Consider the following 13014-nt stretch of genomic DNA (forward strand, 5'->3'; position numbering starts at 1 on the left):
TCTCCTCCCACACCGGTCAGCTACCCGAGGGTAGGCCACCCATGCGCCGTAGGTGCACGCTGCAACCGAGGCGGCCCGTACGGCTGTCGCTGGTGGCGGGGGCGGCGGCTGCCTAGCGTCGGTGGTCTCGGGTTGCCGGACGGCGGAGGTGGGCGTGCTCTCGCAGAAGGCGCTGCTGCTCGGCGCGTCCCGCCGGCCGGGGCTGCGCCGGCTGGTCACCGGCACCCCGGCCACCCGGCGGGTGGTGGACCGCTTCGTCGCCGGGGAGACCCTCGACGACGCGCTCACCGTCGTCCGCCGGCTCACCGGGGCGGGGATCGCGGTCACCCTCGACCACCTGGGGGAGGGCGTGACCGACCGCGCCGAGGCACGCCGCTCGCGCGACGTCTACCTGGAGCTGCTCGACGGCCTGGCCCCGCTGGGCCTGGGCCGCGCCGCCGAGGTGTCGGTGAAGCTCTCGGCGTTCGGCCAGGCGCTGCCCGACGGCGGCTCCGACCTGGCCCTCGACCTGGTCCGGCCGGTGGTGGAGGCGGCCGGCGCGATCGGCACCACGGTGACCCTCGACATGGAGGAGTCGGCCACCGTCGACTCGACCCTCGCCGTCCTGACCGAGCTGCGCCGCGACCACCCCGGCACCGGCGCCGTGCTGCAGGCCGCGCTGCACCGTACGGAGGACGACGCCCGCGCGCTCGCCGTCGCGGGGTCGCGGGTCCGGCTGGTCAAGGGCGCCTACGACGAGCCGCCGTCGGTCGCGTACCAGAGCCGCGCGGAGGTCGACGCCTCCTACGCCCGCTGCCTCGGGATCCTGATGACCGGCCCCGGCTACCCGATGGTCGGCAGCCACGACCCCCGGCTGGTCGCGATCGCCCAGCGGCTGGCCGCGCGGGCCGGACGGCGGCCGGACTCCTGGGAGGTGCAGATGCTCTACGGCATCCGCTCCGCCGAGCAGCGCCGGCTGGCCGCGGCCGGCGTCTGCGTGCGCGCCTACGTGCCCTACGGCGCCGACTGGTACGGCTACTTCATGCGCCGCCTGGCCGAGCGGCCGGCCAACCTGCGCTTCTTCCTCCGCTCCCTCGTCACCACTGGTTGAGAGGCACGCCCATGGACGGCATCACCCGAGTCCCCCCGCCGCGCAACGAGCCGGTGCTCACCTACGCCCCGGGCTCGCCGGAGCGGGCGGCCCTCCAGGCCCGCCTGACCGAGCTGGCCGCCGAGCCGCTCGAGCTCACCATGGCCCTGGGCGAGCAGCGGCGGCTGGGCCGCGGCGAGCGGTTCGACGTCGTCCAGCCGCACCGGCACGCCGCCGTCCTCGGCACCGCGGCGCACGCCACGCACGCCGACGCCCAGGACGCGGTGGCCTGCGCCAAGGAGGCCGCGCCGGCCTGGCGGGAGCTGTCCTTCGACGACCGTGCCGCGGTGTTCCTCAAGGCCGCCGAGCTCTTGTCGGGCCCGTGGCGGCAGACGCTCAACGCCGCGACGATGCTCGGCCAGAGCAAGACCGCCTACCAGGCCGAGATCGACAGCGCCTGCGAGCTGATCGACTTCTGGCGTTACAACGTGCACTTCGCGCGGCAGCTCCTCGAGGAGCAGCCGGTCTCCAGTCCCGGGGTGTGGAACCGGGTGGACCACCGCCCGCTGGAGGGCTTCGTCTACGCGGTCACCCCGTTCAACTTCACCGCGATCGCCGGCAACCTGCCCACTGCCCCGGCGCTCATGGGCAACACCGTCGTCTGGAAGCCCGCGCCCACCCAGCAGTTCGCCGCGCACTTCCTCGTGCAGCTGCTCGAGGCGGCCGGCCTGCCGCCCGGGGTGGTCACGATGGTCACCGGCGACGGGGTCGCGGTCTCCGACGTCGTCCTGGCCGACCCGGACCTGGCCGGCATCCACTTCACCGGGTCCACGGCGGTGTTCCAGCACCTGTGGCGGACCGTCGGCCAGAACATCGACCGGTACCGCGGCTACCCGCGCATCGTGGGGGAGACCGGCGGCAAGGACTTCGTCGTCGCCCACCCCTCGGCCGACCTCGACGTGCTGCGCACCGCGCTCATCCGCGGGGCGTTCGAGTACCAGGGGCAGAAGTGCTCGGCCGCCTCGCGCGCCTACGTGCCGCGCAGCGTGTGGTCCCGGCTGCGCGACGACCTCATCGGGCAGACCGAGGCGCTGCCGATGGGCGACGTCACCGACCTGGCCAACTTCATGGGCGCGGTCATCGACCGGCGGTCGTTCGCCAAGCTCACCGGCGTCCTCGACCGGGCTCGGGAGGACGACGCCCTGACCGTCGTGGCCGGCGGGCAGGCCGACGACGCGGAGGGCTTCTTCGTGCGGCCGACGATCGTCGAGGGCACCGACCCCGGCCACGAGGTCTTCACCACCGAGTACTTCGGCCCGGTGCTGGCCGTGCACGTGTACGAGGACGCCGACTACGACGCCGCGCTGGCGCAGATGGAGTCGGTGGCCCCGTACGCCCTGACCGGCGCGGTCATCGCGCAGGACCGGGCCGCGATCGCGCACGCCGAGCGGTTCCTGCGGTTCGCGGCCGGTAACTTCTACGTCAACGACAAGCCGACCGGCGCGGTCGTCGGGCAGCAGCCCTTCGGCGGCGGGCGGGCCTCGGGCACCAACGACAAGGCCGGCGCCGCGCAGAACCTGCTCCGCTGGACGTCGACCCGCGTGGTCAAGGAGACGTTCGTCCCGCCCACCGACCACCGCTACCCGCACATGTAGAAGGACCCTCCTGCCCCCCACCACTCGCGAGCTCGCGGCGGGGCCCTGCAGGAGGGCCGTTCCAGCACGTCACAGGGCGGGCCAGCGGACCAGGCCGTCGTGGCCGAGGACGGCGCCGGCCGACGGGCGGTGCGGGGCGAGCCGGCCGTCGGGCATCAGGTGGGTCACCGGCACGCCGCGGGCGAGGACGGCGACGTCGGCGACCAGCCGCCGGTGGCAGCGCCACCACACGCTCTCGCTGCACATCACCGCCACCGGGGCGGTCGCCGCCTCGGCGAGCACCTCGTCGAGGGCGGCGCCGAACTCCGCGGTGCGGGTGTGCGCGGCGTAGGCGGCGAACTGCGCGACGGTCCACCAGCCGTCGGCGACGGGCTGGTCAGGGGGCAGCCGCCGCCGGCCGCCGAGCCGCGCGTCCCACCGGTAGCCGATGCCGGCCGCGGGCAGCCACTGCTCGAGGGCCTCGCGCCGGACGTCGGGGTTGGTGCGGCTGCCCGGGAACCGGCGGACGTCGACCACCAGCGCCACCCCTGCCGCGGCCAGCCGGGCGCCGAGGTGGGAGCGGTCCTCGGGCCCGTGGCCGACGGTGAGCAGCGGCATGCCCCGTCCCTACCCGCTCCCGCTGCGAGGAGGGTGGCGCGGCATGCTGGTCGGCCGGGCGACGCAGCCCGGGCGAGGGGAGCGGTGTGGCCGGCGAGGTGGGGACGAGGGAGTCGCTGTGGCGGCTGCCGGCGATGCGGGCGCTGGTCGGCGCGACGGCGCTGGGCTTCGCCAGCTACTGCCTGACCCTGGCCTCGCTGCCGGCCTACGCGGTCGCGGGTGGCGCCGACCCCGACACCGCGGGCGTGGTCACCGCCGTCTTCCTCGGAGTCACCGTGGCGGTGCAGGCCGCCGTGCCGGCGCTGACCGCCCGCCTCGGCCTGGGCCCGGTGCTCGCCGCGGGGCTGCTCGCGCTCGGGGCGCCGGCGCCGCTGTACGCGCTGGGCGACGGGTTGCTCTGGCTGTCGGCGATCGCGGTGGTGCGGGGCGCCGGGTTCGCCGTCCTCACTGTGCTCGGCGCGCTGCTCGCCGCGCAGGTCGCCCCGCCCGAGCGCCGCGGCGAGGCGATCGGGCTGTACGGGCTGGCCATCGCGGTGCCCAACCTGCTCGCCGTCCCGGCGGGGGTCGCGCTGGTCCTGGACGGGCACGCCGGCTGGCTGGCCTGGCTGGCCGCCGCGCCGGTGCTGGCGCTGCCGCTGGTGCCGGGCCTGGTCCGGTCGGTCCGGCTCCAGGCGGCGGCCGGCGGCTCGTCGCGCGCCGCCGTGCGCGCCGCGCTCGCCCCGTCGGCCGTGCTGCTCGCCGTCACCCTCGCCGGCGGCGGGCTGGTGACGTTCCTGCCGATCGAGCGCCCCGACGGCGCCCTGGCGACGGCGGCACTGCTCGTCTTCGGCGTCACCGGGGCGCTGACCCGCTGGCGGGCGGGGCTGCTCGCCGACCGCGCCGGCACCCGGCGACTGCTGCCCGCGGGCGTGCTGGTCACCGCGGTCGGGCTGGGCACGGTCGCCGCCGGCCTCGGCGCGGGGGACGCCTGGGTGCTGATCGGGGCGGGGTTGTTCGGCGCCGGGTTCGGCGCGGTGCAGAACCTCACCCTCGTCACCGCGTTCGCCCGTGCCGGGGAGGGCGGAGCGACCGCCGCCAGCGCGCTGTGGAACGCCTCGTTCGACGTCGGCACCGCCGTCGGCGCCCTCGTGCTGGGCCTGGTCGCGGCCGGCGTCGGCCTGCCGTGGACCTACGTGCTCGTCGCCGCCGGGCTGCTGCTCGTGCTGCCGGTCGCGCGCGCGGCGACCCCGCGACCGGCCGGCTGACTCACCCGGCGGCGCGGTCCGCGGCCTCCCGCAGCGCGCGGAGGAAGAGGACCTCCTCGGCGGACCGGCGCAGCCACGCCCGCAGCCCCTCCGGGTCGTTCCGGGCGGCGTCGCGCAGCTGCGCCAGGTGCAGCTGCCGGGTGCTGGCCTGCGCGCGCTGGGCGGGTGGCAGCTGCCGGCCGTCGGCGCGGGCCAGCGCGGTCAGCCCGGCGCCGACGAACACCAGGTCGCGGATCCCGCCGACCCGGGCGAGCAGGGCGTCGGCGGCGGCGGGGTCGTCCTCGCCGAGCAGGCGGACCAGCTCCTCCGCTGTCCGCCGTCCGGCCTCCTGGGATTCGAGTGCAGTCACGATGGGCCATTGTCCTGCACCGCCACTGCCGGCGTTCCTCACTCCCTGCTGGTCCCCTGCCCGGCGTTGATCATGGGGTTGTTGCTGGCGCCACCGGAGTGTCCGGCCGTGTCGTCGGCAACAACCCCATGATCACCGGAGAGAGGGACGGGCGTGCCGCCGCCGCTACGCGTCCCGGCGGGAGAAGGCCACCGCGGCGACGGCCAGGACGGCGGCCACCTCGGCGACGAACACCGCGAACCCGGGCCACGGGTCGAGCAGCAGCGGGTTGAACGACTCCGGCGTCGCGACGCGGGCGCCGGCGTTGCCGGGCATCAGCTTGGTCGCCCACTCGCCCCAGGCGCCGGGCAGCAGCATGACCATGTTGCCGACGACGAACACCAGCCCCAGCACGATCGACAGCGCCGCGGCGGTGTGCCGGACCAGCAGCCCCACCGCGGCGGCCAGCAGCCCGAGCCCGGCCATGTACAGGCCGCTGCCCAGCAGCGCGCGCAGCACGCCGTCGTCGCCGAGCGCCAGGCCGATGCCCTCCCGGTCGAGGAACCAGTTGCCGCCGAGGTAGCCGGCCAGCGCGGTGAGGGTGCCGGCGACGAACAGCGTCCCGGTGAGGACGACGGCCTTGGCCGCGAGCACCGTCCCGCGCCGCGGGGTGGCCGCCAGCGTCGCCCGGATCATCCCGGTGCCGTACTCGCTCGTCACCGCGAGCGTTCCCAGGACGATGGCGGTGACCTGGGCGAACATCATCCCCCAGGTGACGAACGCCCCGGCCGGCTCACCGGTGTCCCCGCGGGCGAGGTCCGCGGCGGCCAGCGCGCAGACCAGGGTGGTGAGCCCCGCGCCGAGGACGAGCATCGCCACCACCGACCACGGGGTCGACCGCACGGTCCAGAACTTGATCCACTCCGCGCGCAGCGCCGCCCCGGCCCCGGGCGTCGAGGGCGCCTCGTGGCGGGTCTTCGGGCGGGCGTCGACGGCGGTCATCGCTGCGCCCCCGCGTACTCGACGCTGTCGGCGGTGAGGGTCATGAAGGCGTCCTCCAGCGAGGAGCGGACCAGGGTCAGCTCGTGCAGCAGGAGGCCGGAGCGCCCGACCAGCTCACCGACGGCGGCGGCGTCCCGGCCCTGGACCCGCAGCTCGCCGCCGTACGCGGCGACGTCGAGCCCGTCGCGGCGCAGCAGGGTGGCCACCTCGTCGTGCTGCGGGCTGCGCACCCGCACGTAGGAGGCGGCGTGCTCGGCGATGAAGTCCGCCGTCGAGCAGTCGGCGAGCACCCGGCCGCGGCCGATGACCAGCAGGTGGTCGGCGGTCTGTGCCATCTCCGACATCAGGTGGCTCGACACGAAAACGGTGCGGCCCTCGGCGGCGAGGTCGCGGGCCAGGGTGCGCACCCAGCGGATGCCCTCCGGGTCCAGCCCGTTGACCGGCTCGTCGAGGACGACGACCGGCGGGTCGCCCAGGAGCGCCGCGGCGATGCCCAGCCGCTGGCCCATGCCCAGTGAGAAGCGGCCCACCCGGGTGTGCGCGACCGAGGTCAGGCCGACCAGGTCGAGCACCTCGTCGACGCGGCGGACCGGGATGCCGTTGCTCGCCGCCAGCCAGCGCAGGTGGTCGCGCGCCGAGCGGCCCGGGTGCAGCGCCCGGGCCTCGAGCAGCGCGCCCACCTCGCGCAGGGGAGCGGGGGAGTCGGCGTAGCGGCGGCCGTTGACGGTGACGCTGCCGGAGGTCGGCCGGTCCAGGCCGAGGACCATGCGCATCGTCGTGGACTTGCCGGCGCCGTTCGGGCCGAGGAAGCCGGTGACCCGTCCGGGCGCGACGGTGAAGGAGACGCCGTCGACGGCGGTCTTGGGGCCGTAGGTCTTGGTCAGCCGGTGCGCGGTGATCATGCGGCGCACCGGCGGGGCGAGGGCAGGGAGGTCATGCCGTCGAGGCTGTCGGCCGACGGCGCCCGGCAACATCCGGGAACCCCCTGGACCGACCCTGAACGGTCCCGGAGGCTGCTCGGTCGAGATCGGGCGATCTCGCACGCTCGGGGCGCCGGATCCGGGCGAGATCCCGTGATCTCGACGAGGGGGGCGAGGAGCTCAGGCCGAGCGGGGCAGGGCGTCGTGCGGGTGCAGCAGCCGGCGGAGGGCGACGGCGGCCTCCCGGCCGGCGCGGTTGGCGCCCACGGTGCTGGCCGACGGCCCGTACCCCACCAGGTGCACCCGCGGTTCGCCCGCGACCGCGGTGCCCGCCATGCGGATGCCGCCGCCGGGGCCGCGCAGCCGCAGGGGCGCCAGGTGGCCGAGCGCGGCGCGGAAGCCGGTGGCCCACAGGATCGCGTCGGCGCGGACGAACCGCCCGTCGTCCCAGGCCACGCCGTCGGGGGTGATCCGGTCGAACACCGGCAGCCGGTCGAGCACCCCGCGCTCGCGGGCCTCCCGCACCCACGGGGTGACCACCAGGCCGGTGACGCCGACGACGCTGCCCGGGGACCGTCCCTCACGGACGGCGTCGGCCACCAGCGCGACCGCGGCCCGGCCCGCCTCCGGCCCGAACGGCTCCTCCCACCACACCGGTGGGCGCCGGGTGACCCAGGTGGTGTCGGCGACCTCGGAGATCTCGCCCAGCAGCTGGACCGCCGAGGCGCCGCCGCCCACGACGACGACCGACCGGCCGGCGAACTCGGCGGCCCCGCGGTAGTCGACGGGGTGCAGCTGCCGGCCGCGGAACAGCTCCTGCCCGGGGTAGCGCGGCACGAACGGGGCGGTCCACGTGCCGGTGGCGTTCACGACCGCGTCGGCGGTCCAGTGGCCGGCCGACGTCTGGACGAGGAACCGGTCGTCGTCGGTGCGGCGCACCGCCGTCACCCGCACCGGCCGGTGCACCGGCAGCCCGAAGTGCTGCTCGTACTCGGCGAAGTAGGCCGGCACCGCCGCGGCGGCGGGCACGTCGTCGCCGGCCTCGGGGAAGGGCAACCCCGGCAGGTCGTGCACGTGGTGGGTGCGGGCCAGCGTCAGCGACGGCCACCGGTGCTGCCACGCGCCGCCGGCGCGGGCCTCGCCGTCCAGGACGACGAAGCCCGCGCCGGGCGCGAACCCCTGCCGGGCGAGGTGGTGCGCGGCGCTCAGCCCGGCCTGGCCGGCGCCGATGACGACGACCTCGACGTCCCTGCTCACGCAAGTGACAACCGTGCCGGTCGTGCGGACCTTCCTCAGCCGAGCCGGGCGGGGGTGAGCCGGTCCAGCTCGGCGCCGGTGAGCGTCGCGATGTCGTCCGGGTCGTACCCGAAGCGCACGGTGACCGCGCCCAGCCGGGCCTCCACCAGGTCGGTGGGCCGCTCGTCGGAGCCGTCGGCCGGCCGGTACCACCAGCGCTCGGCGAGCACCGGCAGACCGCGGCGCCGCAGCCACGCCGCCGCCTCCTCCCGGTCGGGGAAGGTGCGCAGGGCCGAGCCGAAGAGCGCGTGCGCGACCACGCACCGGGCGCCGTCGCGCCGCTCGGTGCTCAGGTAGCCCACCAGCTCGCCGTCCTCCCCGCGGTGGACCGGCTCCAGCTCCTCGTTCCTGGTCACGTCCGGAACGGTAGGGAGGCCCACAACCGGGTTTGGCGCATCTTGCGGATCCCTTGCGGTTGACCGGCGGGAGCCCTGCGGTTGGCCCGCCAGAGTTCCTCGTGTCGCCGGGACACCGGCGAGGAGACCGAACGAGGAGAGCACCGTGACCAACCGGGACACCCGCGCCACCCGCGCCCGGATCGCCGCATCGATCGGCGTGCTCGGGGTCGCCGCGACCGTGGCGGGGCTGGGCACCTTCGGGACCTTCACCGACAGCACCACCCCGGTGGTCACCCAGCTCGACACCGGCGTGCTGTCCATCGCGCTCACCGAGGCCGCCGACGCCGCGACGCTGTCGCTGTTCGACAACGGCGTCTTCCTGGCCGGGGACTCGGAGAGCTCGGCGATCGACCTGGTCAACGACGGCACGGTCGCGCTCTCGGAGCTGCGGCTGGGCTCGGTGGCGACGGCGTCCAGCGTGCTGGACAGCGACCCGGTGCACGGGCTGCAGCTGGCCGTCGAGGGGTGCTCGGAGGCCTGGGAGTCCGCCGGCGGGGCGTGGACCTGCGACGGCACGACGACCGACTTCTACTCCGGGCCGATCGTGCTCGACGCAGCGCTCGGCGGCGCGGCGAGCCTGGCGCCGGGCGGGGTCACGCACCTGCTGCTGACCGCGTCCCTGCCGTCGTCGACGGGCGCGGACCTCGTCGAGGGGGCCAGCAGCTCCCTGGACTTCACCTTCAGCGGCGTGCAGCGCAACGGCGCACCGCGATGAGCCGGCCCGCCAGGGCCTGACAGACAGCCGGCGTCTCCATCGCACGGGGGGACGGAGCCGCCGGCACGCACGACCGGCGTCTCCATCGCACGGGGGGACGGAGCCGCCGGCTCGCACCACCGGCGACGTCGAGGGGGACGACGTCGCCGGGCACGAGGACCGGTGTCACCGCGGGGGAACGGTGCCATCGGCTCGCACCACCGGCGACGTCGAGGGGGACGACGTCGCCGTGCACGACGACCGGGGTGACCGCGGGGGAACGGTGGCATCGGCCGGCACGACGATCGGCACCGCCGAGGGGGACGGCAGAGCCGGTCGAGGGGGAACGGCCGAGGCCGGCCGCGGGGCACACCCGCGGCCGGCCTCGCGGCGTCGGAGGAGCCGGTCGGGCAGCCGGCGAACCGCGTCATCCCCGTGTCGCGCTGGGTACTGTGCCGCTCACTCTGCGGAAGCACTAGATACGCGTTACGTTCGACTGATGACTGTCGGTGATGGAGTCTGGCAGGGGGAGGCCGCGCCGACCCGTACCCGCACGGGCAACCGCCGCCTCGACCCTGCTCGGGACAAGGCCATCGCCGCGGCGGTGCTCGAGGTGCTCGGCCGCGAGGGGTGGGCCGGGCTGACGATGGACGCCGTCGCCACGGTCGCCGGGGTGGGGAAGGCGACCATCTACCGGCGCTGGTCGAGCAAGACCGACCTCCTGCTCGGGGTCATGGACGTCGCCGGCGGGCAGGTGGTGGCCGCCCCGGACACCGGCGACCTCCGAGGGGACCTGGTCGCGCTGATGACCGCCAGCACCACCCGGCTGGAGGGCCCCACCGGCCGGATGACGCGCAGCCTGCTCGGCGCGGTGGTCGACGACCCGGCGCTCGCCGAGGCCTACCAGCGCGGCCCCCTGGCCTGCTGGGACCGCGCCTGGGCGACGGTGTTCGAGCGCGCGGTCGAGCGCGGCGAGATCAGCCGGTCGGCGGCGGACTCGGTGGCGGCGGAGATCTGCCCGGCGGTGCTCGTCCTGCGGTGGCTGACCGGGCGCCCCGTCGACGCCGACCTCGTGGCGCAGGTGGTCGACGCGGTGGTGCTCCCCCTGCTGCACTGCCCTGGGACGCCGCGCCAGGAGCCGTGAGGCCCGGACCCGCGTCGTCCTGACCCCGCCCGGCCGGGCGACAGCGCGTTTCGGACCGGCGGGAACGGGGCAGCGGGCGCAGACCGTCGTCGGGAGGGCCGGGTGAACCTCGAGAAGGTCGTCTTCGGCTTCTTCGTCCTGCTCGCGGCGACCCTGAACTTCGGCTTCTTCATCGGCGACATCGACGACCCGACCGTGCACAACCCCTACGAGTTGTTCGCCGCGGTCGTGGTCAACCTGATCGCCACCGTGCTCAAGTTCGGCGACCGCACCCAGATCGGCGCGGTGCACCTGGCCACCAGCCTGGTCGCCGACCTGCAGCTCATCGGCGCGGCGCTGATGTACGGCTACGCCGTCTACGTCTCGACCGCGGGGATGACCGCCGCCTGGACGGCGAGCGTCGTGTCGCTGTCCGGCGGCGCGCTGCTGGCCAACATCGTCTCCGTCGTCCTGCTGGTGGTGGAGACGGTGTCGTTCCACCGCGGCTGAGGGGAGACCGGCGTGGGCAACCCCCTGCTGACCTTCTGGCGGGACATCTTCGGCCGGGAGGAGGACGAGCGGCGGGGCAAGCGGGCGATCCTCCGCGCCGCCGCGTCCTCGGCCGCCCAGGCCTCGGCCACGATCTTCCTGGTCATGCGGCGGATGCGCGCGCCGCTGATCGTGCTCATCGGCATCTTCGCGGTGAGCGTGCTCGGGCTGACCCTCATCCCCGGTCAGGACGCCGAGGGCCGGCCGTGGGACATGGGCTTCTTCGACGCCTTCTACGTCATGAGCTACACCGCCTCGACCATCGGTTTCGGCGAGATCCCGTACCCGTTCACCTACAACCAGCGGATGTGGGTGACGATCTCGATCTACCTCACCGTCATCGGGTGGGCGTACGCGATCGGGTCGCTGCTGGCCCTCCTGCAGGACCGCGCCTTCCGCTCCGCCCTGGCGCTGCAGCACTTCACCCGCAAGGTGCGCCGGCTGCGGGAGCCGTTCGTGCTGGTCGCCGGGTACGGCCGGGCCGGGGAGCTGCTCGGGCACTCGCTCGACGCGCTGGGCCGCCGGTTCGTCGTCCTGGACGCCTCCGACGAGCGCATCGACGACCTGGAGCTGGGCTCCTTCCACGCCGACGTCCCCGGGCTGGCCGCCGACGCCCGGGACCCCGGCCACCTCGCCGTCGCCGGGCTCGACCACCCCTGCTGCGAGGCGGTGGTGGCCCTGACCGACGACGAGGAGGCCAACCTGTCGGTGGTCATGGCCGCGGCGCTGCTGCGGCCGGACCTGCCGGTCATCGCGCGCGCGACCTCCCGCGGCATGGCCGAGCGGATGCGGGCCTTCGGGTCGCCGAACGTGGTCAACCCCTTCGACCGGTTCGGCGACCTGCTCCGCCTGGCGCTGCGCGCCCCGGCCGCCTACCAGCTGCTGACCTGGCTGGAGAGCGGGCCGGGTGCGCCGCTCCCCGAGCGCGCCACCCCGCCGCGCAGCGGCCGCTGGGTGGTCTGCGGCTACGGGCGGCTGGGCCGGGAGCTGACCGGCGACCTGCGGGCGGAGGGCATCCGGGTCACCGTCGTGGAGTCCGCGCCGGCCGACGCCGAGACCGACGGTCTGCTGGCGGTGGACGGGTCCGAACCCGGCGCGCTGACCGAGGCCGGGCTCGAGGACGCCGTCGGGTTCGTGGCGGGCACGAACAACGACATCGCCAACCTGTCGCTGGTCGCCGCCGCCCGGCGGGCCAACCCCCGGCTGTTCGTCGCGGCGCGGCAGAACCGGCCGGCCAGCGCCCCGCTGTTCGCGGCGATGGACACCGACGCGCTGCTGGTGCCGACCGAGGTCATCGCGCACGAGGTCTACGCCCAGCTGGCCACGCCCCTGCTCTGGCGGTTCCTGCGCGAGATGCCCGGCCGCGGCGACGAGTGGGCGGCCGACCTGGTCGAGCGGCTGCGGCAGCTGTGCGGGCGGCACCTGCAGTCGCTGTGGAAGATCCGGCTGACCGCCGCCGAGGCGCCCGCGCTGGTGCGCCGGCTGGCCACGGGGCACGCCTGCCTCGGCGACCTGCTCCGCAACCCGGAGGACCGGGACGAGCCGCTGCACGCGCTGGTGCTGCTCGTGCTCCGCGGCGACGAGGCCACGCTGGCCCCGGACGGCGACTTCGAGGTCCGCGCGGGCGACGAGCTGCTGCTCGCCGGCTGGTCCGCGGCGCGGCGGGCGCTGTCGACCGCCCTCGTGGTCGACGCCACCCTCGAGTACGTGGTGACCGGACGCCGCGTGCCGTCGAGCTGGATCTGGCGGAAGCTCAGCCGCACCCCGCCGGCACCGGCCGAGGCGCCGCGGTCGCGGCCGACCGCCCGCACGCCGTCCTGACGCCCGGGCCGGACCGCGTCGCCGTACCGTTCCGGCCGGGGCCGCCGCGCGGCGCGTCCCCGCGAGGAGGCGGCGATGGCGACCGACCAGCACCTGGGCCTGGCGTGCTCGTTCTGCGGCAAGGGCACCGACGAGGTCGCCCACCTCGTCGCCGGCCCGGGGGTCTACATCTGCGACGGCTGCGTGCGGCTCTGCTCGGAGGTCCTCGAGGAGGTCGAGGAGGGGCGGGCCCCCGCGCCGGGGGGGGGCCGCCCCCCCCCCCCCCGCGGTGCCCCCCCCCCGCCCCCCCCCCCCCCCCGGGGGTGCGGACCCCCCACC

At 75.9% G+C, this 13014-nt stretch carries 14 protein-coding genes; 8 read left to right on the top strand and 6 right to left on the bottom strand.

The window, feature by feature from the left end; all coding sequences use genetic code 11:
- The first annotated feature begins 154 nt into the window (after positions 1-154).
- Together ACI789_RS13590 and pruA are read left to right on the top strand one after the other, a co-directional pair.
- Positions 155-1090, top strand: coding sequence for a proline dehydrogenase family protein (locus ACI789_RS13590; protein WP_457009799.1), 936 nt, complete (start codon positions 155-157; stop codon positions 1088-1090).
- Between the two features lie 11 nt (positions 1091-1101).
- Positions 1102-2724, top strand: coding sequence for an L-glutamate gamma-semialdehyde dehydrogenase (gene pruA, locus ACI789_RS13595; RefSeq protein ID WP_457009801.1), 1623 nt, complete (start codon positions 1102-1104; stop codon positions 2722-2724).
- Positions 2725-2793: 69 nt separating this feature from the next.
- On the opposite strand, the gene ACI789_RS13600 is transcribed toward pruA, so the two are convergent.
- Entirely contained in the window at positions 2794-3321 is a 528-nt protein-coding gene (locus tag ACI789_RS13600) for a DUF488 domain-containing protein (protein WP_457009803.1), read from the bottom strand.
- Positions 3322-3407: 86 nt separating this feature from the next.
- On the opposite strand from ACI789_RS13600, the gene ACI789_RS13605 reads away from it, so the two are divergent.
- Entirely contained in the window at positions 3408-4565 is a 1158-nt protein-coding gene (locus ACI789_RS13605) for an MFS transporter (RefSeq protein WP_457009805.1), read from the top strand.
- A 1-nt stretch (position 4566) separates the two neighbouring features.
- Here ACI789_RS13605 and ACI789_RS13610 read toward each other — a convergent pair whose 3' ends face one another.
- From ACI789_RS13610 to ACI789_RS13630, 5 genes are all read right to left on the bottom strand, one after another.
- The gene (locus ACI789_RS13610) at positions 4567-4914 is read right to left on the bottom strand and encodes a hypothetical protein (RefSeq protein ID WP_457009807.1); all 348 of its coding nucleotides are present in this window, start codon (positions 4912-4914) and stop codon (positions 4567-4569) included.
- 165 nt (positions 4915-5079) lie between these two features.
- Entirely contained in the window at positions 5080-5895 is an 816-nt protein-coding gene (locus tag ACI789_RS13615) for an ABC transporter permease subunit (protein ID WP_457009809.1), read from the bottom strand.
- A complete protein-coding gene (locus ACI789_RS13620) occupies positions 5892-6797 on the bottom strand; it encodes an ABC transporter ATP-binding protein (protein ID WP_457009811.1) in 906 nt (301 codons plus the stop codon). The genes ACI789_RS13615 and ACI789_RS13620 overlap by 4 nt, the downstream gene beginning before the upstream one ends.
- A 198-nt stretch (positions 6798-6995) precedes the next feature.
- Positions 6996-8072 carry an NAD(P)-binding domain-containing protein gene (locus ACI789_RS13625; protein WP_457009813.1) on the bottom strand — a complete coding sequence of 359 codons (1077 nt, stop codon included), beginning with the start codon at positions 8070-8072 and terminating at the stop codon, positions 6996-6998.
- Positions 8073-8107: 35 nt separating this feature from the next.
- Positions 8108-8467, bottom strand: a complete 360-nt coding sequence (locus ACI789_RS13630) for a hypothetical protein (protein ID WP_456921028.1) — start codon at positions 8465-8467, stop codon at positions 8108-8110.
- 145 nt (positions 8468-8612) lie between these two features.
- Between ACI789_RS13630 and ACI789_RS13635 the strand changes: the two genes are divergently transcribed.
- From ACI789_RS13635 to ACI789_RS13655, 5 genes are all read left to right on the top strand, one after another.
- The gene (locus tag ACI789_RS13635; protein WP_457009815.1) at positions 8613-9224 is read left to right on the top strand and encodes a hypothetical protein; all 612 of its coding nucleotides are present in this window, start codon (positions 8613-8615) and stop codon (positions 9222-9224) included.
- Between the two features lie 478 nt (positions 9225-9702).
- Positions 9703-10347 carry a TetR/AcrR family transcriptional regulator gene (locus ACI789_RS13640; protein WP_457009817.1) on the top strand — a complete coding sequence of 215 codons (645 nt, stop codon included), beginning with the start codon at positions 9703-9705 and terminating at the stop codon, positions 10345-10347.
- Between the two features lie 102 nt (positions 10348-10449).
- Positions 10450-10836, top strand: a complete 387-nt coding sequence (locus ACI789_RS13645) for a DUF6394 family protein (protein WP_457009819.1) — start codon at positions 10450-10452, stop codon at positions 10834-10836.
- Between the two features lie 12 nt (positions 10837-10848).
- Positions 10849-12696: a potassium channel family protein gene (locus ACI789_RS13650; protein ID WP_457009821.1), complete on the top strand. Its 1848-nt coding sequence runs from the start codon at positions 10849-10851 to the stop codon at positions 12694-12696.
- 75 nt (positions 12697-12771) lie between these two features.
- Positions 12772-13014, top strand: a 243-nt coding sequence (locus tag ACI789_RS13655; protein ID WP_457009823.1) for a ClpX C4-type zinc finger protein, incomplete at its 3' end; no start/stop codon positions are given.

This window comes from Geodermatophilus sp. SYSU D00965 (genome assembly GCF_054050075.1).

Excerpts from the sequence above, each read along its gene's own strand:
- ACI789_RS13615 (WP_457009809.1), bottom strand. The coding sequence starts at position 5,895 with ATGACCGCCGTCGACGCCCGCCCGAAGACCCGCCACGAGGCGCCCTCG.
- pruA (WP_457009801.1), top strand. The coding sequence starts at position 1,102 with ATGGACGGCATCACCCGAGTCCCCCCGCCGCGCAACGAGCCGGTGCTC.
- ACI789_RS13620 (WP_457009811.1), bottom strand. The coding sequence starts at position 6,797 with ATGATCACCGCGCACCGGCTGACCAAGACCTACGGCCCCAAGACCGCC.
- ACI789_RS13600 (WP_457009803.1), bottom strand. The coding sequence starts at position 3,321 with ATGCCGCTGCTCACCGTCGGCCACGGGCCCGAGGACCGCTCCCACCTC.
- ACI789_RS13640 (WP_457009817.1), top strand. The coding sequence starts at position 9,703 with ATGACTGTCGGTGATGGAGTCTGGCAGGGGGAGGCCGCGCCGACCCGT.